The sequence below is a fragment of the Anaerorhabdus sp. genome, assembly GCF_036641015.1.
GTDB lineage: Bacteria > Bacillota_I > Bacilli_A > Erysipelotrichales > Erysipelotrichaceae > Anaerorhabdus.
The window spans coordinates 1-25311 of the sequence record NZ_JAVWFO010000026.1 but is presented as its reverse complement, the minus strand read 5'-3'; the positions used below and the strand labels follow the sequence as shown (position 1 = coordinate 25311).

Genomic DNA, 25311 nt, shown 5'->3' with positions numbered 1-25311 from the left:
TTAGATGGTATTGATGCAATTATTGTAGGACCAGCAGATTTATCAATTTCTCTAGGTATACCCGATAATAAAGATGAACAAAAAATAATACAAGAAATTTCAAAAATACAATCTCTATGTATGGAGTATAATAAATACTTTGGCATCATTGGCAAAATAAGTTTACTTGAGAAATTTAGTAACTATATTCAAATAATGGTTTCAGCTATAGATATAAATTGTATAACTGAATCACTTAAAAATTACAAAAAAGAATACGAAAGAATCGAAAGGAAAAAGATGTAATGGCAGAATTAGAATTATTTCTTTCAACAATAAAAAAAGAAGTTGAAGAAAATATTGAAAGTATTAATAAAGAGAACTTGAATAAAGCGGCATCCATTATCCTTGAAAGTGAAAAACAAGGAGGACGCCTTCATGTAACAGGTATTGGTAAACCAGGACATGTAGCAGGGTATGTTGCATCACTTCTATCAAGTACTGGTACATCAGCTTATGAATTACATGGAACTGAAGCAGTTCATGGATCAAGCGGTCAAGTTAAGCCAGGAGATGTTGTTATTGCGATATCTAATAGTGGTGAAACAAGTGAGTTAAAAGCAACAGTAGAAACACTAATTAAGAATGGTGCACACGTAATTAGTTGTACAGGAAATGAAAATTCATGGTTATCAAAACATTCTGAAGTATGCTTAGTAGCTCATGTTAATCAAGAAGGTGGACCACTAAACAAAGCACCTCGTGCATCTATACTATCTGAAATACTTGTGCTTCAAGCGTTAAGTATTATTTTACAAGAAAATAAAAAATTAGATTTAAACGATTATGTAAAATGGCATCCAGGTGGAAGTCTTGGACAAAGCATTAGAGATATACAAAAGGAGGAAAACTAAATGAAAATTGAAGGAATAATTACGCCAATCGTAACTCCTTTTAAAGAAGGAACACAGGAAATTGATTATGATGCAACTCGCGTATTAGTTAATCGTTTAATTGATAGAGGAATTCATGGATTATTTCCACTAGGTACAAATGGTGAATTTCATGTACTAAGTGATGAAGAAAAAATTGAATTTGCTAAAGTAGTAATTGAAGAAACAAATCATAGAGTTCCTGTTTATGTTGGAACTGGTTCAAATAGTACAAAACATACAATTGAATTGTCAAATAAAATGAAAGAACTTGGAGCTGATGCAGTATCAATCGTAACTCCATACTTCTTAATTCCTAGTGATGAAGAAATTTATAATCATTATAAGATGATTGCGGAAAATGTTGATTTACCAATTATCATTTATAATATTCCAAAGTGTACTGGAATGAATTTATCAGCAGATGTTTTGAAACGTTTAGTTACACTTCCTAACATTAAAGCTATTAAAGATAGTAGTGGTAAATTAGATAACTTACAAGGTTATTTAGATGCAGTTCAAGGAACGGATGTAACTGTATTAATTGGATCTGATTCAACTATTTTAAAAGGATTAACAATGGGCGCAAGTGGTGCAGTTGCTGGAACTAGTAATTGTATAACAAAAGAGATTCTTGGAATTTACAATAGTTTTAAAGAAGGAAATATGGATAAAGCTGTTAAATATCAAGAATCAATTGAACCTTATCGAGCAGTATTAAAACTTGCTACTACACCAGCTATTATGAAAATGAGTGTAACTCTTGATGGTGAAGGATGCAATGCAGGGCCTGCTAGATATCCTGTATCTCCATTAAATAATGATCAAATAGAAAAAGTAAAAGAAGTTGTTGAATATTACCACAACTTGGTGATTTAAAATGTTTAAAGCCGAAACAACAATGCGTATGTACAATACAGGTGCCTTGGCAATTGTGCGTGTACAAACAATTGAAAGAGGATTAGAGATTGCTGAAGGATGTTTAAATGGTGGTATTGATGTATTAGAAATTAGTTATACATTAAATAATGCTGGAGATGTCATTGAAGCGATTGCAGCTAAATATGGAAAAGATATTTGTGTGGGTGCTGGAACTGTACTTGATAGTGAAACTGCGAGACATGCAATCCTTAAAGGAGCACAGTTTATCATTGCTCCTAATTATGATGAAGGGGTAGCGAAGATATGCAATCGTTATCAAATTCCATATGCTTCAGGATGTACTTCATTAACAGAAGCGGTAAATGGTCTAGCAATGGGTGCAGCTTTTATTAAGGCTTTCCCTGTCTCTGATTTCTATGGTTCTAAGCTGTGCAAAGTATTTAAAACACCCCTTCCCAATATGCCAATTCTTGCAAGTGGTGGTATAACACTATCAAACTTACATGAATGGTTAGAAAATGGAGTAGACGTTTGTGGCTTTGGTGGACTATTAACTAAGGGTACAAAAGAAGAAATAGCTGAAAATGCTAAGGCAATTAGAAATATAATAACTAACTATAGAAACAAGTAAAACGCTGAATAAGCGTTTTATTTTGGCATAATTCATAAAATAATCGATTGTAGTTTTTAAGATGGGTATGATAGAATATAATTATCGAATTACCTGATTATTTACATCCAAAAAAACAATTAATAATTCCAATGCTATAACATATTTGTGTGAGGAGAATAAATATGATTAAACCCGCTTATAATTTTAAGAAAAATTTTTATTTGAAATCAAATAAAAAATGGTTTTTAACTCTCTTATTAAGTATCACGATAATATGTTTTTCGTCGTTTTCAAGCTATGCAGCTTCTAAAGATACTAGTCGCGTAATACGTGTTGGTTTTTTTGCATTTGAAGGATATCACGAAACAGATGAGCACAATCAAAGAAGTGGCTATGGATATGAGTATTTACATGAAATGGCAAAATATACTGATTGGGAATTTGAGTATGTAGATGGTACATGGGAAGAGTGCCAAGAAATGTTAAAAAATGGAGAAATCGATTTATTAACTTCTGCGCAATATAGTGAAGCAAGAGATAAGGTATTTGATTTTTCATCAACATCAATGGGTACTAGTTATGCTCAACTTACAGTTTCATCTGACAATACTACTTTTCGTAGAAATGATTATCCACAATTCAATGGAATTCGTATTGGGTTGCTTCAAGGGAATAGTCGTAATGATAGGTTAGCTGAATTTGCAATAGAAAAAGGTTTCACTTACATTCCTGTGATGTATGAAACCCAAGAACAGTTAGAAAATGGATTAAAAAGTAAAGAAGTAGATGCAGTGCTTACAAGCAGTCTTCGCAAATTAAAAAATGAATCAATTATTGCGCAATTTGCACCTTCTCCTTTTTATGCAATTGTTAAAGAAGGTAATACTGAATTATTAAACGAAGTAAATATGGCATTAGAAGCAATAGAAATGAATAATCCAGCATTAAAGTATAATCTTTATCAAGAATTCTATCGTAATGATGTAGGTAACACATTTGAATTGTCACGTGAGGAAAAAGAGTATTTAGAAACAAATCCTAAAATTCGTGCTGTAATTAGGCCTGATGTAAATCCGATATCATATTGGGAAAATGGAGAATTTAAAGGTATATCTGCAGATTTAATGGAATATCTTTTAAAGGATTTAAATATTGAAATTGAATACATTACAACAGATTCATTAGCAGAAAGTTATAAAATGCTTCAAGAAGGTGAAGCGGATATTGCTTGTTTATTTGAAAGTGATTATAACTTAGCTGAACAATATCGTATGCGTATTACATCTTCTTATTTAGAGACAAACTATAGTTTGCTTTCTCGGCAACATGCAAATCCAAACAATCAAGAAGAACAAACAATTGCAATAGTAGCTGGGGGTAGCACGGAGGTTGATTATATACAGTCACATTATCCAAATGCCTTACAAGTTCCAGTAAAATCTACTGGGGCAGCAATTAAAGCGGTTGCTGAAGGAGAAGCAGATTTTGCATTGGTTAATGTTTATTCAGCTGAAAAAGCGTTAACAACATATCAAAATCTACGAGCTAGTTTTATAAATGATGAGGAGCAACAATTTGCAATTGGAGTGTCTCAAACTGTAGATGCGCGATTATTTTCAATTTTAGATAAAAAAGTAAATAGCATCAATAGTCAAACCTTTAGTGATATTATTTCTCGTCATACAATGTTTCAACAAGCACCAATGACGCTAGCTGATTATTTTAGACAACATCCTATTGAATTTATGGGTGTTAGTTTAATATTCTTTGGGGTAATCGTTAGTATCTTAGTTTATATAGTTGTAATTAATAGACGACATGCTAAAAAAATGTTTAACCTCGCTTACGTAGATAAACTTACTAAGTTATGGAATTTAAATGGATTTTTATATCATGGGAAATCACTTGTCTCAAAAAACAGTAAAGAAAATTACGCTGTTGTCGCAATTGATTTATTAAATTTTTCAAGTATCAACGAAGACTATGGACGTGATATTGGTGACAAAGTTTTGGAAGGTCTTGGTAGTATTCTTAATCGTTTTAACAACGATCAAACAGTTGTAGCACATAATGATGCAGATCATTATCTAATGTTGATTAGTTATAAGAATCGTGAGGACATTAATACAACTTTAGTAGCAATAATCAAAATGATATCTTCATATAAAATAGATAATCTTATACTTCAATTTCATGCACTTATGGGCGTGGGCTTTGTGCAACCGCAAAGAAATGCACTACTGCATGCAATTGATCATGCTGGTATAGCACGAAATAACTGTTCGTTAGATAGACCAATTGTATATATGGATAAAGAATTACAAAGTGAAATACTACGAGAAAAAGAGATACGTGATCATGTTGAAACGGGACTTATTAATGGAGAATTCCAAGTTTATTATCAACCAAAAGTAGATATGTCAACAAAGAGAATTATCGGTGCTGAGGGACTAATAAGATGGAATCATAGTAAATTAGGTTTCTTGAATCCAGGAGAATTCTTGCCGATAATTGAACAAAGCGGTTTAATTACAGAAATAGATTTCTTTGTTTTAGAACAAGCATGTAAACTTATTCGCAAATGGATTGACACAGGACAAGAACCAATTATTATATCTGTTAATCAATCGCGCACACATTTCTTAAAGAGTAACTATATTGAACGACTTCAAAATATAATCATAAAATATAATATTCCACCTAATTTTATAGAATTAGAAATTACTGAAACACTATTTGGTCAAGAAGCAATATCTAATGAAATTATCAAGAAAATAAAAAATTTAGGATTATTGATATCTATTGATGATTTTGGTTCAGGTTATTCTTCTTTACATCTATTACATCAAATCTCTGTTGATATTTTGAAAATAGATAAAGGGTTATTAGATGAAAGTGATAAGGAAGAAAAGGTACGAAATATTATTCATAGAGTTGTTCAAATTGCTACTGATTTAGATGTAGAGGTTATTTGTGAAGGTGTTGAAACTAGAGAACAAATGGAGTTTTTATTGGGAATTGATTGTAAATATGCACAAGGTTTCCTATTTAGTAAGCCATTACCTCAAGTAGATTTTGAGTCATTAATTAGTAAAGGATTATATATAGAATAAATAAGTAAAATAATAAAATCACTCTAACGTAGGCAACGAAAATATTGTTATACATAGAGTGATTTTTATGTTGTGTAGAAAAATATTTTACTTATTTATTATTTTAAGTTACTAAGTTGTTTACGGAAATCTTTTGGAGATATGTGATAAAAAGATTTAAAACTATTTGAAAACGCATAAACAGATGAATATCCATATTGTATTGCAATTTCGCTAATTGATTTAGAACTTTGTAGTAGATCTACTTCTATTTTATTTAGACGATAAGTTGTAATAAATTGTTTTGGTGAAGTATTAAGATATGAAATGAAACAACGATATAAATAACTTTGTGATATTGCACAATGTCCACATAGATCGTCTACTGTTACATTATAATAAATATTATCATCTAAATAAGCAATGCATTTTAAGACAGTTTTTTCTTCACTGTATTGGTGTCTATATTTTCCGTTAGCTTCTACAATATTATTTTGAATAACACGTAACAATTTAAGCATACAATTATCAATTAGAATTTTAATAGATTGAAAAGTAAGTGGTTCTTTAGCTAAGAAGCCATTGTATTTATCTTCAATGAACTTTATTGTGAAGTCTGATAAAAAAGATGGAATACATTGTATTTGTTGAAGTTTAAATAGCTCTATGAATTTCATTCTTTGTTGTAAAGGTAAATCAAAGTATATTGTATAAAAAGTAACTGGTTCTTTTGAAATACATTCAATTGTATGGAGAATTGATGGAGGTACTAGAAGAATAGATTTAGGTCCAAGTTCATAGGTTATGTTATTACAAGATACCTTGATTGTGCCAGTAATAAGAAATGATATTTTAAAACGAGTTAATATATCATTTTTTAGTAACTTGTTTTCTAAGTGTAATGCATAAAAGAAAAAAATAGGTGTAAAGTCAAAACTGCTAAGTATATCACTTAGATGATCTTTTTGAATCAAAAAATTTGCAGGTAAATTCTTTTTCATACAGTCTCCTATAACTTATTTATGTATATAATAACTTATTTGGGTTATGAAATCATTAAAAAGTAACATGTTTTTAACATTGTGAAAATATTGATAAATAGTAGAATAAAGCTGAGGTGGATAATGTGAAAAAATTAATAAGTAAAGTACTAGTGCTTATATTAGCACTTGGCGTTGTTTCAGGTTGTGCAACAACACCAAAAACAGAAGTGGAACCAACACCCCAAATTACAGCAGATGAAACTAAAACTGCAGATGTAGTAATTGTTGGTGCAGGGGGAGCAGGTTTATCAGCAGCAATCAGTGCGGTTGATAATGGAGCTAAATCAGTAATTATTATAGAAAAAACAGGAACAACTGGAGGGGCGTTAAATTATACTTCAGGATCTATGTCTGGAGCTAACACAGTTATTCAAAAAGAAGATGGAATAGAAGATACGGTAGATTCATTTGTAGCTGATATCATGAAAAATGGTGCAGGCAAAGGTAATGAAGAATTAATCCGTGAATTTGCTGAAAGAGATATTGATATGATTCAATGGCTTTGGGATAACGGATTAAGTGATAATACATTTAGTACAGACAAAGAAGGACGTCGTTCAGTGTTTGCACCTGAACATGCATTGTATTCTATCCAAAGAACTTACAAAGCAAGACCAGATGATCCTAAAACATACAAATCAGCAGCACATGAAATTTTAGATACTCAGGCTAAAAAATATGATCAAATCACTATCGATTATATGACTGAGGCAACTCAACTAATTGCGAATGAAGAAGGACAAGTATTATCAGTATTAGCAATTAATAGTAAAACAAATAAGACAGTAAAATATGATTCAACTAAAGGTATTATTATGGCTACTGGAGGATACTCGGGTAATCCAAAACTAATGGGTGCTTATGCAGAGAATGGTGAGAACTATTTAGTTGGAGGATCTAAAGGTGCTGATGGTTATGGTATATACATGATGCAACAAGTTGGTGGTAATGTTAATGAAGAGACTATGTCATACATTCCAACATTCCCAATGGGACTTGAGGGAACAAATCAATCTGGTTCAATTGCACCAACATATACTTGGAAAACAGGTGGTATATGTGTTAACCAAAACGGAGAACGTTTCATTGATGAAACTGAAGCAAGAGTAGAGGTTAGGGAAGTAGCATTAGAAGAACAACCCGGAGCAGTACAATATGATATCTTTACAGATAAAATATTAGAAGATTTAAATGCTGCTGGTGCTGCAACAATGTGGAATTACCTTTATGCAGAAGAAGGGTTACCAGGATATGCAAAAGTAAGTAAAGCTTCTTCAATTGAAGAACTTGCAGATATGATTGGGGTACCAAAGGAATCACTTGCAAAAACTGTAGAGGATTATAACAAAGCAGTTGATTCAAAAGGAACAGATTCATTTGGACGTAAATATGATGGTGAGACTAATGCCTACAATCTTGCAGTAAATAAGATTGAAGGAGAAACATATTATGCAGTACCATTAAAAGCACTGGTAATTATTACACTAGGTGGTATTACAGCAAATAAGGATATGCAAGTACTTGATGCTGAAGGAAATGTTGTTCCAGGTTTATATGCAGCTGGTGAGGTTGTAGGTGGAATTTGGGGACAATTCGTATCAGGAGGAACTGGTGTTATGGGACCAATTGTATTTGGTGATATCGCCGGTGAAAAGATTATGAGCAATGAATTAACAAAAGGCTATGCAATTAAACCAGCTTCAAATCTATTAAATATCAATTTCTTCGCAAAAGAAGAAGTTAAAATTGAATTTGATATGAACCAAGCATTAAATGATGGTGAGTATGAATCAATTGTAGATGGACAATATGGTGAAATGAAAGTACAAGTTACTATCAGTAACGGCAAGATTACTAATGTTGTAGTGCTAAGCAACAATGAAACAGAAGAGATAGCAGCTGGTGCATTAAAATCAATTCCAGAAAAAATAGTTGAAGTAAATGGTGTAGATGTAGATGCTGTTTCAGGCGCTACACTAACATCGAATCGTATTCGTACAGCAGTAGTAGATTGCTTAAATCAAGCAAAGAAATAGGAGACTAAAATGAAAAAAATTATAAGTGTATTTCTTGCAGGGCTATGCCTTGTTGGATGTAGCGCTCAACCAGCAACAACCCCAGAGGCAACAACTGATACATTTACAAGTGCATCAGTAAATAATTTCTATGTAGATAGTTCATGGACTGATGATCAATTAATTGAAGCTATTAATAATCGTAGTGGATCTTGGACAATTGCTACAGTAAATCCTGATAACACTCCAAATATAGCAGTAGCTGTTTTTGGGATGCTAGATGATACAACACTAATGTTAAATCTAGCTCCAAATCAAACTGGTGCTAATATCGCAAGAACATCAGAAGCAGTTGCGATTATTTACCAATATACAAATGATCAAGAAATTGATAAATCATTAAGAAATCAAGGTGCTAAATTGAAACTTGAATTAGTATCTGAAGAAGAATTTAAAAAGTATCAAGAAGAAAATCCAGATACAGTAACAGAAACAACATTAGTATTAAGAATAGTTGAAGTACTTCCATTAGGTTAAGCATCGAAAGATGCTTTTCTTTTTTTTTAATGCTTAAAATTAATTTTTAATGACCTTATGACTCAACTAAGGATATCCTTCCATACAAAAACAGGAGGAAAATGATAAAGAATTCCGATTAATTAAATCAAAAGATAGCGCATCACATATATTTTCAATGACTAAAAGTATAGTTTCAATTTGAATAAGAATTGCAATCAATCAAGTATACTTAAATTTAGGAAAGTACAACTAAACATAGTCATTGGGATAAAATAAATCTTACCTTTGATTACAAGGTAGAATAAAAAAACAAACTTCTATCAAAAGTGATAAAAGTTTGTTTTAGTTTTGCTATTCAGCTTCTTCATCAAATTGTGAATTGTATAGTTGAGCGTAGAAACCACCTTTTTCAAGTAGTTCTTCATGTTTACCAACCTCTACAATATCGCCATCTTTCATAACTAAGATTAAGTCTGCGTTACGAATTGTAGATAATCGATGGGCTATTACAAATGAGGTACGACCTTTCATTAGGTTTTCCATACCTTTTTGAATTAATAATTCTGTACGAGTATCAACAGATGATGTTGCTTCATCAAGAATTAATATCTTAGGATCTTTTAAGAATGCGCGAGCAATTGTTAATAATTGTTTTTGACCTTGAGATATATTTGTAGATTCTTCGTTTATTTCAGTGTTGTAACCATCTTCTAATGTACGGATGAAGTGATCAACATAGGCAGCATCAGCAGCTCTTGCGACATCTTCATCACTTGCATCTAGATTACCATAGCGGATGTTTTCCATGATTGTACCATTGTATAACCATGCATCTTGAAGTACCATACCAAATAAGCTTCTTAAATCATTTCGTGAGTATTCTTTAATATCATGACCGTCAACATAGATAGTACCACTATTTAATTCGTAGAATCTCATTAGTAGTTTTACGATAGTTGTTTTACCTGCTCCAGTCGGGCCAACAATGGCAACTTGTTTTCCAGCACCAACGAATGCGCTAAAGTCATTGATAATAATTTTGTCTGGATTATATCCAAAGTGGACATTTTCAAATGAGACTTCACCTTTGATTTTGATATCTCCATCGTTATCATAGATAGAAATAGGATTTTTAGTTTCTTCAATTTCTTCGCTTTCATCTAAGAATTCAAATACTCTTTCAGCTGCAGCTGCAGTCGATTGTAATACATTCATAATTTGAGCGGTTTGAGTAATAGGTTGATTGAAGTTACGTACATATTGAATAAATGCTTGAATATTACCAATAGTTACTCTACCACTAATGGTTAAGAATCCTCCAAGAATACAGACACCAACATAACCTAGATTTCCAATGAATCCAGTAATTGGTTGCATAAGACCAGATAAGAACTGAGCTTTCCATCCAGCATTATATAAACGATCATTTAATGTAATGAATTCCGATACTGATCTTTCTTCACCATTAAATGCTTTCATAACTAAGTGACCACCATACATTTCTTCAACATGTCCATTAACATTACCTAGAATGCTTTGTTGAGCTTTGAAGAAGCCTTGAGATTTTCCAACGACGATACTAACTGCAATACCAGAAAGAGGTATTACAACTAATGCCATTAAAGTCATTTCCCAACTGATAGTAAGCATCATAATGAATATACCTACAATAGTTACTATTGAAGTTAAAACTTGTTGTAAAGATTGATTTAAACTTTGTGCAATTGTATCTATATCATTTGTAACTCGTGATAGAATTTCACCGTGAGTTTTAGTATCAAAATATTTAAGTGGCATACGATTTATTTTTGTAGATAATTCTTTACGTAAATTGAATGCGACTTTTTGTGTTACACCAGACATAATCCAGTGTTGTGCATATGATAATAATGCACTTAATACATAGATAGCTAATAAGAATAATAAGATTTGTCCAATACCAGTAAAGTCAATACCGGCACCACCTGTGTACTTGCTCATTAATCCTGTTGCTAATTTAGTAGTTGCGTTACCTAATATTTTAGGTCCCAATATAGAGAATACGGTACTACCAATTGCAAATACTAATACTGCAATAATTGGTAGATAGAATGGTTTTAAGTATTTGATGAATGTAGACATAGTTCCTTTAAAGTTCTTTGCCTTTTCACCAGTACCCATCATGTGACCGCCACCTGGACCTCCGCCTAGTGGGCCTTTTCTTTGAGGAACGGCTGTTTTATTGTTTGCCATGTTCTAGTTCCTCCTTGCTTAATTGAGAATATGCAATTTCTTGATATACTTGGCAATCTTTTAATAATGTATGATGACTACCTATACCAACGATATTACCTTGGTCTAATACAATAATTTTATCAGCGTTGATGATTGTACTAATACGTTGAGCAACAATGAATACGGTACTCTTTGTTTTAGCGGTTAACTCACCAAGTGCGGCTCTTAACTTAGAATCAGTTTTGTAGTCAAGTGCAGAGAAAGAATCATCAAATACATATATATCAGGATTCTTAGTAATTGCACGAGCAATTGATAAACGTTGTTTTTGACCACCGGATACATTAGTACCACCTTGTGCAATTGGTGTTTCTAATCCCTCAGGTTTACTTTCAACAAATTCTTTTGATTGAGATACTTCAATGGCAGTGTTAATCATTTCTTCACTTGCATTTTGATCAGCGTAGCGTAAGTTTGATTCAATATCGCCAGAGAATAGAACACCCTTTTGAGGTACATAACCGATTCTTTCGCGAAGGTCATGTTGAGTGAAGTCTTTAATATTAATATCACCATAAGTAATTTCACCTTCAGTTACATCAAAGAAACGAGGTAATAAATTAATTAATGTAGATTTACCAGAACCGGTACTTCCAATAAAAGCAATTGTCTCACCTGGATTTGCAGTAAAGGTAATATCTTTTAACACATATTCTTCAGCTTTTGGATATTTGAAGTATACATTCTTAAATTGAATTGAAGCATTCTTTTCTGGTAAAGGTTTTGCAATTTTCGGATCATGAATAGTTGGTTCAGTAGCAAGTACTTCTGAAATACGAACAGCAGAGACTGCTGAACGAGGCAACATGATTGCGATCATTGAGACCATAATGAAACTCATTAAAACATGCATTGAATATTGTAAGAATGCCATCATTTCACCGATGTTCATAGCTCCAATATCGATTTGTTTAGATGCAACCCATACAATAAGAATAGTAACTGCACTCATGATAAATTGCATAGCTGGCATAACACTTGCCATTGTACGATTAACAAATAAGTTAACACGAGTAATGTCAGAGTTTGCTTTGTCGAAACGTTTTTCTTCATGTTTTTGTGTGTTGAAAGCACGGATAACTAACATACCATCTAAGAATTCGCGCATAACAAGATTCAAACGGTCTACTAGTTTTTGGATAATTTTGAATTTAGGAAGTGTAAATGTGAAGGTTGTGATTAATACAACCATAATGACACCAATAACTAATCCCAAAATCCAAAGCATACTAGGATATTGAATTACTTTCAATAAAGCTCCAACTCCCATAATTGGTGCATACAATACAATACGAAGCATCATTGTGAATACTTGTTGTATTTGTTGAATATCATTGGTTGTACGTGTGATTAATGAAGAAGTTGAGAACTTACCAAATTCATTGCTTGAGAATGACTCAACTTTCGTGAATACATCTTTACGTGTATCGCGGGCAACTTTTGCAGCTGTTTTACTTGATAAGAAGGCACCTGCAATTGCGAAGGCTGCACCAATTAAGGCAATGATTAACATCAAGAATCCTTCTTTAAAGATGTAGTTGGATTGAATGGAGTCAGTATTTATACCTAATGCTTGGTATTCTTGCTTAACCATGACTTTGGCAGCACTTTGAATATTTTCTTCAGAATAACTTGCCATACCCTCTTCAATCTTGGATTCCATTTTAGCTAACATTTCTGGATTTGCTTGGATAGCTTGCCAAATATCAACACCCTCAGGAAGATTCATTTTTTTAATTGCTTCTTCACTAGATAATGTGCGAATTAGTAATAATGGTTTAGCGATAACGGCTTCTACCTTGGAATGGTCATCTTTATTTAGTACATAAAAACGATTAACATTAACCCCAGGATAATCCTTAAGTACAGTTTCGTCTTCTCCAGTTATTAAAGTGTAAGAAGATTGAATGATACTTTTATCAGCATCATTTGATAAAAGTAAGACTTTATTCATTGTATCTTCACTCATAATATCTGGTGCACTGCTTACGATTCCACCATACTGAATACCATCGGTAACGATTTTAGACATATAATCAGGTAAAGCTAGTTCTGCTTGTACTTGTCCAAAAACCAGTCCGAGGATAACAATTATCGATAAAATGTAAGGTTTACAATATTTTAATAATAATTTAAACATGGTACACTCCTTTCTTTAGAGTGATAATATATTACCACGGTAATATAAAAATGTAAACGAGTTTATACTTAGCTGTTGCGAAAGTTATAAAATTATGTTATATTGCGTTGTGAGGTAAAAATAATGAGACCAGACAATAGTACAAAAATCAAAATACGTCGTATTGCGCTAGCATTATTTAAGGAGCGTGGTTTTGATAATGTGACTATAAATGATATATGTGAAGAGAGTGGAATATCCAAGCATACTTTTTATTATTATTTTGCATCTAAAGAGGGTTTACTTAAAACTGTTATGAGTTTACCAGATGAACTATCTTCTGATGAAGCAGCGAGAATTATGATGTTAGATAGTCCTTATGAACAATATTGTGAGATATTGAAAAAACGTGTGCGTCATTTTGAGGCATGTGGAAAAGATATAGTAAAAAAGATATTAGTTGCTAGATTAACGGAATCATTTGATGAGCAAAAAGAAAGAGCGGATTTTAATGAAGAAAAACCTTTCTTAGAAATGCAAATCAGTTTTATTAAGAAAGCTCAAGAACGCGGTGAGATAGAAAATATGGGAGAACCTAAGAGCTTGATGCACGCAGCATTTTGTTTACTAATAGGAATATCTCAAGTTTGGGCTACTCATCCTGGATCGAAATTTAATTTAGAGGTTGAATATTTTAAAATTCTTGATACAGTTATGATGAAAAAGGTGGAAATATAATGAATAAAAATGTAATGAAATATACATTGCTATTTATCATCTTCTGTATGGTACTATCAATGTTTGCAGGTTTAGTAAGTATTTTCTTATAGGAGAGTAAGATGATTGGTGATGTAGTTAAGGTAACAATGGATCGTCCATTAGGTAGTGAACATCCGGTTTATGCATTTATTTATCCAATTAATTATGGCTATGTTGAAGGGATATTAGCAGGAGATGGAGAGTTCCAAGATGCTTATGTTTTAGGAGTAAATGAGGCTGTAGATGAATTTGAAGGAGAAGTAATTGCGGTTATTCGTCGTAAAGATGATGTAGAAGAAAAATGGGTAGTAGCTCCAAAAGGTGTTAAATTTACAAAAGAAGAAATTGAAAAAGAAACATGGTTTCAGGAACAATGGTTTCTTAGTGAAGTAATTTTAGAAGATTAATACAACCAAGTAGAATTGAAAACAAACCACTTACTAAAAATGAGTGGTTTTTATTACGGTTATCAATATACTGTAAATGAGGAGTGATGGAATATGAACGTTGAAGTTAAATTGGATCAGAGTTGTAAAGAACTTAGGCTGATAATTATTACCCGAGAAATGAATGATGAGGTAAGCAGTTTATTACAAAAAATAAATGAGCCATCAGTAGATATGTTTTCGGGAATTCATGAGGGAGAAGTTCAATTAATTGAACAAGAAGAAATTAATCGCATCTATACAGAATCAAATAAGGTATACATAAGTACTAAGAAAGGCTTATTTCAAATAAAGCTAAGACTGTATGAATGTGAAAATAAATTAAATACAAAAATATTTGTAAGAATATCTAATTCAGAAATTATTAATTTAAAAGAAGTATTAAACTTTGATTTAAATTACTCTGGGACAATTCATGTGAAGATGAAGAATGGAGAATCTACATTTGTTTCGAGAAGATATGTTACTAAAATAAAGAAAGTATTGGGACTGTAATATGAAAAAAAGAATTTTACTACAAGTTGTTTTAGGATCACTTATTGGGGTATGTATTAGTTTTATTGTTCCATTGTTTATTTCGATGGTTGTTAATGATGGAAATTATTATCCTGTTGCATTAGAAATGCAGCAAGCATATGGTAATCAATTAAATGCAGTAATTATACAGGTAATGGTTTCGACACTCTATGGTGCTGCTTGGGGGATTGCACCTTTAATATTTACAATTGAGAAATGGAGTTTATTAAGACAAACTGTTACTCACTTATTATTAACTTCACTTTGTACATTTCCAGCAGCTTATATTTGTTACTGGATGGATCACTCGGTAGTGTCAATTATTTCATATTTTTCAATATTTGTTGTTATTTATTTGGGAATATGGGTTTTCCAATATTTAAATATAAAGAATCAAATTAAGCGAATGAATCACAAAATTCATACACTTAACTAGAAGAGTGTAATAATCAATAATGATATTAGTGAGTGCTATAATAAATTCAAGAGAGGTATCTTTATGGAAAGAATTGAATTAAAAGCACGTGCTAGAGCACAAATGAAACCTTATTTAGGTATTATGATTATTAGTGCGTTGTTATTAAGTGTGCTGTATTATATGACTGATTATGTAACAAATCCGTTTGCTTATTTATTTCTATTTTTAGTGTATGGTCCACTACAAATAGGATTTACTTGGTTAACATTGGACTTAGTAAATGGAAAGAGAATTTTGTTTACTGATGTTTTTCAAGGTTTTAACCGGTATGGTAGAGTAGTGGGTTTCTACTTTATAAACTCTTTGATGATATTTGGATGGTTGCTATTATTTATAGTGCCAGGGCTTATTAAAATATATTCTTATAGTATGGCTCCATATATATTAAAAGAAAATCCTGATATGACTATACTTGAAGCTATTACAAAAAGTAGAGAATTAATGGATGGACATAAGATGGATTTATTCATATTAGAGTTATCGTTTATTGGATGGATATTGTTAAGCATCATTACTTTTGGAGTTGTGGGGTTATATGTATCTCCGTATTTATCAGTTACGATTGCCAACTTTTATCGTGATCTAAAACCAATAGATGATCCAGTAGTTGTTGATTTAGAGTTTGACAAAGTAGTCTAGACTTATGCTATAATCAATTTATCGTAAACAAGGTGGTGTAAGACGATGTGTATATGTGCGCAACAACAATACAATGTGTATGATATCAAACATTTTGATTGTTTTTGTCGTACAATTTCATTTACAAACCTTTTATTAAACAAGGGACGAGTGCGTCTATAATAGAAGGAATTGATGAAACCATAGTCGTTTAATATAAAGCTAGGTTTTATTAACTTAGCTTTTTCTTATGCAATTCCTTCAAACATATGGAGGAGAGTATTATGAAAATACAAATTAATAATTTAATTAAGTCTTATACAGGTGAAATAGTTTTAGAGGATTTATCACTTGAAATAGTAAAAGGAAGTAAATGTGCAATTGTTGGGGAAAATGGATGTGGAAAATCAACACTACTTAAAATAATTGCAGGTATAGAAAATTATCAAGCAGGTGATTTATTTATTCCTAAAGAAATGGGTATTGGATATATGGTGCAAATATTTCCAAACTTTGAAGGTAGTAGTAGAGAGTTTATTTTATCAGTGTTTGAAGACTATCAAAGATATGTTCAACAAATTAATCAACTTACTCAAAAAATGAGTGAAAATAATTTTGATAATCAATTATTTGATGAATATACAAAAGTATTTAGTAAGTTTGAACAAACAGGTGGATATGATTTAGAAAACTCATTAGAAGCATATGCTAAAGGGCTAGGGATTGATGATGTACTAGACCAATCATTTAATACATTAAGTGGTGGACAAAAAACACGTATTGTTTTAGTGCAATTATTATTACAAAATCACGAAGTGTTGTGTTTAGATGAACCAACTAATCATTTGGATATGAATGGTATTGAATGGCTAGAGAGTTATTGCAAAAATACTAACAAAACTTTGATTTTGGTATCACATGATAGACAATTCTTAATGAATGTTGTATCGGTATTCTATGAAATAGAGGATGGACAAGTCGTAACGTATCATGGTAACTACGATAGTTATCGTACACAAAGACACGAGCGATATTTACGATTAGTATTAAATTATGAGGAGCAACAAAAAGAAATACAAAAGATAAGGTTGGCGATACGTCGATATCGCCAATGGGGACATGAATCCGATAATGAAGATTTCTTTAAACGTGCCAAAGCATTAGAAAAAAGAATAGATAGAATAGAAAAACTACCTAAGCCAATAGAAATAAGAAATAAACTATCGTTTGATTTGAAAAGCACACAAACAGGAAGTAAGGATGTTGTAATTGCCAAAGATTTGATAATTGGTTATGATGTACAACTCTGCAATGAAATGAATTTTATTATCCAAAGAAAAGAACGTGTAGCAATCGTTGCACCAAATGGTACAGGTAAAACAACTTTATTTAAAACACTGCTTGGAGAAATTAAACCACTATCTGGTGAGATAACATTTGGACAGACAGTTGATGTAGGTTATTTACCACAAATTATTAAATTTGAAAATGATTCTGAAAGAATATTGGATTATTTTATAAGAGTTTGTAATTTAGAAGAAGAAAAAGCTAGAAGATATCTTGCGTGGTTCGGATTTTATAGCTATGACATGTATCGTTATATATCAAGTTTTAGTGGAGGAGAACAGGTAAGGATGCGATTACTTGAGATTATGCTTAAGGGATGCAATTGCATATTATTGGATGAACCTACAAATCATTTGGATTTATTAAGTTGTGAAATTATTGAGAATGTGTTAGAAAAGTTTGAAGGAACAATATTAGTTATAAGCCATGATCGATTATTTCTAGAACACTTAAAAGTTCGTACTATCTACTTAGAGAATTATTGAGAATGATCTTTTAAACTGCTAATAATTAAAAATATTATATTTTATTTTGCAAAAACTATTGTAATTGTTCCACAGTTAGGGTAGACTAACTGTGGAATAGGAGACAATATATGACATTATTTGATTGTGCGATAAATCAACAAGTAAAAGTAGTAGGAATTGAAGGCGAAACTCCGATTCGAAAAAGATTAATTGATATGGGTATTACGACCAATACAATTATTCATATAAAAAAAATAGCACCTTTAGGAGATCCAATAGAAATTCATTTGCGGGGTTATGAATTATCATTACGTAAAGATGAGGCTAAAAAGATAAAGGTGGAAAGAATTGTATGAAACATACAGTAGCTTTAGTAGGAAATCCAAATAGTGGGAAGACTACACTTTTTAATCAATTAACAGGTTCAAAACAACATGTTGGAAACTGGCCAGGGGTAACAATTGAGAAAAAAGTAGGAGTATTTACTTATGAGGAGCATGAAATAACTCTTGTTGATTTGCCTGGTATTTATAGCATGTCACCATATAGTATAGAAGAAGTAGTTTCACGTGACTTTATTATGGATGAACATCCTAATTTAATTATTAATATAGTAGATGGAACAAATCTTGAAAGAAATTTATATTTAAGTATGCAATTAAAAGAACTTGGTTTACCAATGGTAATTGCAGTAAATATGATGGATGAGTTACATCAAAAAGACATTGAACTAAATATTTCACAACTATCTAAAGAATTGAATACTCCAGTAGTACCAATTAGCGCTAGAAATGGTGAGGGTATGAATGAATTGGTTCATAGCTTACTTCATAATACCAATAGTTCAACTTATATGTATGATGTACAAACTGAAAATATTTTGAATCGTATTCAGGTTTTAGTAGAAGAAACAAGGCATGATCATACTCATGATAAGTTTTATGCATTTAAATTACTTGAGAATGATGAACTAATTAAAAAAGAATTAAACTTTAATCAAAATCAATTGAACGAACTTATAAGTATTCAAAAAGATTTTTGTGTGCTTAAAAATCAAAAAGATATTGATATGGCAGTAGCTGATACTCGCTATATGGAAATAGAAGGCATTGTTTCACGTAGTTTGTGTAAACCCTGTGTTTCACAAATGAAGAGTGGCTCTGATCGTATAGATAGTTTATTAACGCATAAGTATTTTGGAATTCCAATGTTCTTTGTGATTTTATTTATTATCTTTATGATTACTTTTGGACCATTAGGAGCTACACTTCAAGGATATGTTGAAGTGGGAATAGAATTATTTAGTGAGTGGTTAACAACCACATTACTTGCGGGTGGAGCAAGTGCTTGGTCTATTGATTTGGTAAGCACAGTTATTAGTGGGGTAGGAAGTGTTATCTCTTTCATGCCGCAAATTATGTTACTGTTTTTGTTCCTGTCAGTTCTTGAAGACAGTGGATATATGTCTCGTGCAGCGTTCTTAATGGATCGTTTATTAAGAAAAATAGGATTAAATGGTAAAGCCTTTATTCCTATGCTTATGGGGTTTGGTTGTACGGTACCAGCAATTATGGCAACACGTGTGTTAGAAAGTGAAAAAGATCGTAAGATGACAATGCTTTTAACACCATTTATGTCATGTGGTGCGCGTCTTCCTGTCTATGCGTTATTCGCCGGTATATTCTTCCCAGAAAATCCAGGTATCGCAATCTTCTCGATGTATGTTTTAGGAATCGTTGTGGCAATCACATGTGGATTTATTTTAAGAAAGGTTGTATTTAAGAGTGATGGTTCTACATTTATTTTGGAACTGCCTCCTTATCGTTTACCATCATTTAGAAATACAATGATGCACATGTGGGAAAAAGCTAAAGGTTTCTTAACAAAAGCAGGAACAATTATTTTCTCAATGACAGTACTGTTGTGGATACTAACTAATTTTAGTTTTACATTACAAATGGTTGAAAATCCAGCAACAAGTATTTTAGGAACAATAGGACAAACTATTTCATGGATATTTAAACCGCTTGGCTTTGGAACGTGGCAATCAGTTATTTCATTAATGAGTGGATTTATTGCAAAAGAGAGTGTGGTTTCAAGCATGTCGGTTGTTTATGGTGTTGGAACAAGTACTCAACTTGAGGCAGTAATTGCTCAAGTATTCACTAGTGCTAGTGCTATCTCGTTTATGGTATTTACATTGTTGTATAGTCCATGTGTTGCTGCAGTAGCGACGATTAAGAGTGAGAGCGGTAGTTGGAAGTTTACTTTCAAAAGCATCTTATTTCAAACTGGAGTTGCTTATATTGTTTCGTTTATTGCCTATACTTTAATGGGGTTAATATTTTAGAAATCATATGAATTGCAATCTAATCAATCTATGAGTTATACTATCAATGTAAGCAAGGTAAAGCCGTTGAAAAGCGGTGACACAAAACTACAGGACCTGTAAAATGGTAGCCAGTTGCACAGTTAAGGTTAAGCTAAAAGTGTGCTGGTAAAAGGCACACTTTTATGTAGTAGCTTATATGATGCAATTCATATTTGCATTTATATTCAAACTCTAGAGTTATTAAGCCCTGTTTTATTCTACTACCTGTATGACCAATTCCCAGTATCAACCAAAATCTTATATTAAACATTAAATTTATCCACGCTTGTTATTGTGAACTGTTAACTAGCTTTTTGGATTATAAGTGATGTAAGAAATGTCATCTTCTTTATATCATTATCCAAACACAAGCGTGGTATTAATCAGATTAAGTCAACCAATTAGGTTGGCTTTTTACTTTTTTTACACTAAATTTTTATTGTGTATTGCAAAATTAAATTTAGTGCTATAATTACCATAGATTAATATTGTAAACCTATCGAAAGATAGGGACACAAAGCTATAGGGCCTTATAAATGGCAGCCAGTTGCACAAAAATCAAGATTTATTTGATGAGCTGGCGCAAGGTCAACTCATTTTTTGTGTCACACTGGAAAATTAAAGGGGAAAAGGTGCAATGAAGAAAATCTTAATTTTTTTAGTAACTATGCTTATGCTAGTTACAACACTACCGGGATGCACTCAAAAAAAAGAAAACATAGAAAATAATGGAACGCCACAAGAATCTGCGGTTCTCTTTGATGAATCAAAGACATACGAAAATCTAAATGTAGAATCAGGAAAAATTACCGCCAACGATGTAATTATTAAAAATAGCACATTTTCTGGTGACTTAGTGATTGATAAGAGTGTAGGCGAGGGTGATGTTACTCTTAGTGGAATAGAAATTAAGGGTAAATTAATCGTTCAAGGTGGTGGAGCTAATTCTGTCGAAATTAATAATTCCAAAATATATAGTATAAAAAGTGGAAAAGAAGGTAGTGCCGTTCACATTGTTATAGGAAAAGATTCAGAAGTTGAAGAGTTTAATATTAGTGGGCAAACTAATGTAGATGTTTTTGGGATGGTTACAAGCATCAATGTTAATCCTAATGCACAACAAACGGGCATTAACATTCAACCAAACTCTCAGGTGAATTTAATAGAAATTAACTCGCCTGCAAAGTTAGATGTAAACGCACCGCTTAATGATTTAAATTTAAAAGCAGAAAGTTCTGTAAATATAACGTCTTCAGTCAATAATGTAAGGGTTGAGTCTGCGGCTACAAACACATCTTTAAATGTTTCGAAAGATGCAGAATTAAAAAATCTTGCAACTGAAATAAAAGTCAATGTTTCTGGTGAAGGTAGATTGATTAACTTGCTTACAAATGATCAAAATAATTTAACTGGTGGTATGCAAGCAGATAATACAGTAGTTAGTAGTAATCCAATACAAGAATCTAAAAATGAGACAGTAGTTACTACACCAGCACCAACAGCTACTCCTAAGCCAACGATAGCACCAACTGTTGCACCAACAGCAACGCCAACAGTTGAACCTACTCCAACATCAGTTCCTAGTACACCAAAACCAACGGAAAACCCAACACCAATTTATACAGTAAGTTTTAAGTTGGATGGATATACTGTTAACCCTCAAAATATTGCACAAGGAAATAAGGCAACACAGCCTCAAGTTCAATTTGCTAGTGATGTCTATGTGGGAAGCAGTATCTTATGGTTAGATGATCAAGGAAATGTGTTTGATTTTAATACTCCAATAAATTCATCTAAAGCATTAACAGGAAAAATTGTAGTCAATGTTGATACTGTGTCTATGTTAGAAACTAGTTTAAATGAAGATAAAATATCGGCAATTAATTTAACTAATAATCTCGTATTAGATAATAAAGGAATCACAATTGATAAGGATTTTGCAATTTATGCAAATAATAATTCCATTACAGTAAATAAAGGAAATGGGATTTTAATTACAAAAGAAATTAATTTAGTTTTGAATAAGTTAGTTGTTGAAACTAAGGATAGCACCGCAAATGGTATAGAGATTAGTATTTTTGGCAAAACTAACATAACGATTACTGATTCGAAAATTATCACAATGAATCGAGGGATTAATTATAAAGTTGATCAATCAAGACTAGATAAACAAGCGATTAGTTTAAATGTTATTAATAGTGAAATTCTTAATTCAAGAGTAGCCTACGATGAATATGAGACAAAAATAGTTCATGGCGATTATAGAGGTATTGCATTGACTAATACTATTGGAGATGTAAATCTATCAAATAGCAAAATACTTGGATTTCAATATGGCATTAATATTACTGGGAATCAAGTTAGCGGAATAATTGACTTAGCTGGATTGAATGTCAATTTAGATACTAGTAAATTAAATAGCTGGGGAGCATTTAATGTTTGGGCGTCTAATATAAAATTTAATATTAAAAACTCTACTCTAAAAGGCATAAATTGTATGGTAGCAGGCGATAATTCTTTCTCTACATTTGTATTGAATAGAGATATTAATGGAAAAAACAACAATATGAAAGCTATAGGTAATGAAGTCGTACTTGAAAATACAACATTATCGAATTATCAAAGTGCTGAATCTTTGGCGGGGTCTGTTTCACAAAATTTGATACGTGTCGATGATAGTGACAATAAAATAATTTTCAAAGGGAATGTAAACTTAATTGATACTACTGGTAAAATAGAAAGTGCTTTCGATATCGAGGAAATGGATCCAACAAAGGTTGAAGATTTTATTGCTAATAAGGTTGATATGAGTAATGCAACAATTACTTCAACATCTAATGGTGCTCCAATGGATATTATTAAGAATCCATATTTAAACTATGGTGCTAAGAATATTGAAATTGAATACAATGAAGAATCACAAAATATAATTGTAAAATATGACATACCAGTAGGACTTACTTTTGGAGTTCCAAGGGTTCCTAATGTAGATGCAACCAATACAGCAGGAATATTAGCTGCATTACCTCAGTACTATGAAAATTTATTTTATGGTAATCAAGAGAAGCAAAAAGAAGCAGCAACAATCATTGGTAATGATGTAATTATGTATTATTACTATAAGGAAATAAAAGGTGATGGTTCAATAGGAATAGAACCGTTAAAAACAAGCAAAAATAATCCTTTAGTTAAAAATAAATTTTGGGATGGGTTTTTAAATTATTATGGAGATAATAATGAAATAGTTTCTTTAGGAACAAATTCGGCTATGCAAAATACATACATTGGCAAGACTTTACCATCTAATAAAAAATGGGTGACATCAACAAATCCAAAGACAAATACTGTAAATGATGGATGGTTAAATAACGCACAAGGAAAAGAATTGGTAGTTGAGATTGCTGTTATTTATGATGGAGTAGTATATAAATCAGAAAAATCAATACAAATCCCAGTGAAAGATCGTTCTAGGGGAGAAAATGTAGCTCCAAGTATTGCTGAATATTCAGACAATCTTCCTGTAGAAGAACCAAAAGAACCTATAGTAGAACCAGTTCTTGAAGAAGAACCAGTGAATGAAGAAGTTAATAAAGAAATAATAAATGAAGAAATTGAAACTCCAACGATAGAAGAAAATATTCAATAAAAGCACTGAAAAGTGCTTTTATTATGCACTATTATTAGAATTTTAGATAAAATTATACATTAGTTTGTTTTTCGATGTATTTTGTATTGACAAGGTCAGTATAAATGAATTAGAATAATAAGGCTTAGCGACTACTTGGTTTCCGCAATGGAAACTATTATTTATGCTAATGTACGGCACGCTTGGAAGTGTGTGCTTAAAATTTGGAAGGAGAACTATTAATGCCAACAATTAATCAGTTAGTACGTAAAGGTCGTACAAATAAAGTTTGGAAATCAAAATCTCCAGCTTTAAACAAAGGTTACAACTCTTTAAAGAGCTCTTCAACAGATTTATCAAGTCCTCAAAAGAGAGGGGTATGTACTCGTGTGGGTACAATGACTCCAAAAAAACCTAACTCAGCTCTTCGTAAATATGCTCGTGTACGCTTGAGTAATGGAATGGAAGTTACTGCTTACATCCCAGGTATCGGACACAATTTACAAGAACATAGTGTGGTTATGATTCGTGGAGGTCGTATTAAAGACTTACCAGGGGTACGTTATCACATTATTCGCGGAACTTTGGACTGTGCAGGCGTAAACGGACGTAATCAATCTCGTTCATTATACGGTACTAAAAAGCCAAAGGCTGCTAAATAGGATAGGAGGTAATTAGAATGCCAAGAAAAGGTTATATAGCAAAAAGAGATGTTCTTGCAGATCCTATCTACAATTCAAAGTTAGTTACTCGTTTAATCAATAAGATTATGTTAGACGGTAAAAAAGGGGTTGCACAAACACTTCTTTATGACGCATTTGATATTGTAGAAGAAAAAACTGGACAACAACCAATGGAAGTATTTGAGAAAGCATTAGCTAACGTTATGCCACTTCTTGAACTTAAAGTTCGTCGTGTTGGTGGTGCTAACTACCAAGTACCAGTAGAAGTTTCTGCTGAAAGAAAATTAACTTTAGGATTACGTTGGATCGTAAACTATTCTCGTTTAAGAAATGAGAAAACAATGGAACAACGTTTAGCTAATGAAATCATTGATGCTGCAAATGGTACAGGCGCTTCAGTGAAGAAGAAAGATGATACTCACAGAATGGCTGACGCGAATAAAGCATTCGCTCACTATCGCTGGTAGTAGAGAGGACGTACAGTTATGGCACGTGAATTTGATTTACTACATACAAGAAATATCGGTATCATG

Annotated in this window: 21 protein-coding genes and 2 riboswitches; of the genes, 18 read left to right on the top strand and 3 right to left on the bottom strand. The window is 32.0% G+C overall.

Annotation, left to right across the window (positions count from 1 at the left end):
• The 5 genes from RR430_RS05375 to RR430_RS05355 form a co-directional block, all read left to right on the top strand.
• Positions 1 to 285 (top strand): hypothetical protein (locus RR430_RS05375; protein ID WP_442879633.1); only part of this gene is annotated, 285 nt, incomplete at its 5' end.
• Entirely contained in the window at positions 285 to 893 is a 609-nt protein-coding gene (locus RR430_RS05370) for an SIS domain-containing protein (protein WP_332508751.1), read from the top strand. The genes RR430_RS05375 and RR430_RS05370, both read left to right, overlap by 1 nt.
• The gene (gene dapA / locus RR430_RS05365; RefSeq protein ID WP_332508749.1) at positions 894 to 1790 is read left to right on the top strand and encodes a 4-hydroxy-tetrahydrodipicolinate synthase; all 897 of its coding nucleotides are present in this window, start codon (positions 894 to 896) and stop codon (positions 1788 to 1790) included. It abuts the gene before it with no gap.
• 1 nt (position 1791) lies between these two features.
• The gene (locus tag RR430_RS05360) at positions 1792 to 2424 is read left to right on the top strand and encodes a ketohydroxyglutarate aldolase (protein WP_332508748.1); all 633 of its coding nucleotides are present in this window, start codon (positions 1792 to 1794) and stop codon (positions 2422 to 2424) included.
• A gap of 164 nt (positions 2425 to 2588) precedes the next feature.
• Entirely contained in the window at positions 2589 to 5519 is a 2931-nt protein-coding gene (locus tag RR430_RS05355; protein ID WP_332487880.1) for an EAL domain-containing protein, read from the top strand.
• Between the two features lie 98 nt (positions 5520 to 5617).
• Here the strand turns inward: RR430_RS05355 and RR430_RS05350 are convergent, their stop codons facing one another.
• Positions 5618 to 6499, bottom strand: a complete 882-nt coding sequence (locus RR430_RS05350) for an AraC family transcriptional regulator (RefSeq protein ID WP_332487879.1) — start codon at positions 6497 to 6499, stop codon at positions 5618 to 5620.
• A gap of 125 nt (positions 6500 to 6624) precedes the next feature.
• Between RR430_RS05350 and RR430_RS05345 the strand changes: the two genes are divergently transcribed.
• A complete protein-coding gene (locus RR430_RS05345) occupies positions 6625 to 8577 on the top strand; it encodes an FAD-dependent oxidoreductase (protein ID WP_332487878.1) in 1953 nt (650 codons plus the stop codon).
• Between the two features lie 9 nt (positions 8578 to 8586).
• Complete coding sequence (locus RR430_RS05340; RefSeq protein WP_332487876.1) at positions 8587 to 9093, top strand: hypothetical protein; 507 nt, start codon at positions 8587 to 8589, stop codon at positions 9091 to 9093.
• 333 nt (positions 9094 to 9426) lie between these two features.
• Here the strand turns inward: RR430_RS05340 and RR430_RS05335 are convergent, their stop codons facing one another.
• Together RR430_RS05335 and RR430_RS05330 are read right to left on the bottom strand one after the other, a co-directional pair.
• On the bottom strand, positions 9427 to 11307 hold the full coding sequence (locus RR430_RS05335; protein WP_332487874.1) for an ABC transporter ATP-binding protein: 1881 nt from the start codon (positions 11305 to 11307) through the stop codon (positions 9427 to 9429).
• Positions 11294 to 13489: an ABC transporter ATP-binding protein gene (locus tag RR430_RS05330; RefSeq protein ID WP_332508746.1), complete on the bottom strand. Its 2196-nt coding sequence runs from the start codon at positions 13487 to 13489 to the stop codon at positions 11294 to 11296. Before RR430_RS05330 ends, RR430_RS05335 begins: the two co-directional genes overlap by 14 nt.
• Before the next feature lie 123 nt (positions 13490 to 13612).
• Between RR430_RS05330 and RR430_RS05325 the strand changes: the two genes are divergently transcribed.
• The 11 genes from RR430_RS05325 (at position 13613) to rpsG (ending at position 25245) form a co-directional block, all read left to right on the top strand.
• Positions 13613 to 14206: a TetR/AcrR family transcriptional regulator gene (locus RR430_RS05325; protein WP_332487871.1), complete on the top strand. Its 594-nt coding sequence runs from the start codon at positions 13613 to 13615 to the stop codon at positions 14204 to 14206.
• A gap of 101 nt (positions 14207 to 14307) precedes the next feature.
• On the top strand, positions 14308 to 14634 hold the full coding sequence (locus tag RR430_RS05320) for an inorganic pyrophosphatase (protein WP_332487870.1): 327 nt from the start codon (positions 14308 to 14310) through the stop codon (positions 14632 to 14634).
• Positions 14635 to 14727: 93 nt separating this feature from the next.
• Positions 14728 to 15168: a LytTR family DNA-binding domain-containing protein gene (locus RR430_RS05315; RefSeq protein WP_332487869.1), complete on the top strand. Its 441-nt coding sequence runs from the start codon at positions 14728 to 14730 to the stop codon at positions 15166 to 15168.
• Between the two features lies 1 nt (position 15169).
• A complete protein-coding gene (locus RR430_RS05310; RefSeq protein ID WP_332487867.1) occupies positions 15170 to 15625 on the top strand; it encodes a DUF3021 domain-containing protein in 456 nt (151 codons plus the stop codon).
• Positions 15626 to 15688: 63 nt separating this feature from the next.
• On the top strand, positions 15689 to 16306 hold the full coding sequence (locus tag RR430_RS05305) for a DUF975 family protein (protein ID WP_332487866.1): 618 nt from the start codon (positions 15689 to 15691) through the stop codon (positions 16304 to 16306).
• Between the two features lie 263 nt (positions 16307 to 16569).
• Positions 16570 to 18117 carry a ribosomal protection-like ABC-F family protein gene (gene abc-f / locus RR430_RS05300; RefSeq protein ID WP_332487864.1) on the top strand — a complete coding sequence of 516 codons (1548 nt, stop codon included), beginning with the start codon at positions 16570 to 16572 and terminating at the stop codon, positions 18115 to 18117.
• 110 nt (positions 18118 to 18227) lie between these two features.
• Positions 18228 to 18455: a FeoA family protein gene (locus RR430_RS05295; protein ID WP_332487862.1), complete on the top strand. Its 228-nt coding sequence runs from the start codon at positions 18228 to 18230 to the stop codon at positions 18453 to 18455.
• On the top strand, positions 18452 to 20449 hold the full coding sequence (gene feoB, locus RR430_RS05290; RefSeq protein WP_332487861.1) for a ferrous iron transport protein B: 1998 nt from the start codon (positions 18452 to 18454) through the stop codon (positions 20447 to 20449). Before RR430_RS05295 ends, feoB begins: the two co-directional genes overlap by 4 nt.
• A 46-nt stretch (positions 20450 to 20495) precedes the next feature.
• Positions 20496 to 20571: riboswitch (cyclic di-GMP riboswitch) on the top strand.
• A 378-nt stretch (positions 20572 to 20949) separates the two neighbouring features.
• A riboswitch (cyclic di-GMP riboswitch) is annotated at positions 20950 to 21025 on the top strand.
• Positions 21026 to 21107: 82 nt separating this feature from the next.
• Complete coding sequence (locus RR430_RS05285) at positions 21108 to 24116, top strand: PT domain-containing protein (RefSeq protein WP_332487859.1); 3009 nt, start codon at positions 21108 to 21110, stop codon at positions 24114 to 24116.
• A 221-nt stretch (positions 24117 to 24337) separates the two neighbouring features.
• The gene (gene rpsL / locus RR430_RS05280; RefSeq protein WP_332483100.1) at positions 24338 to 24757 is read left to right on the top strand and encodes a 30S ribosomal protein S12; all 420 of its coding nucleotides are present in this window, start codon (positions 24338 to 24340) and stop codon (positions 24755 to 24757) included.
• Positions 24758 to 24774: 17 nt separating this feature from the next.
• Entirely contained in the window at positions 24775 to 25245 is a 471-nt protein-coding gene (gene rpsG / locus RR430_RS05275; protein ID WP_332508745.1) for a 30S ribosomal protein S7, read from the top strand.
• Positions 25246 to 25311 lie beyond the last annotated feature (66 nt).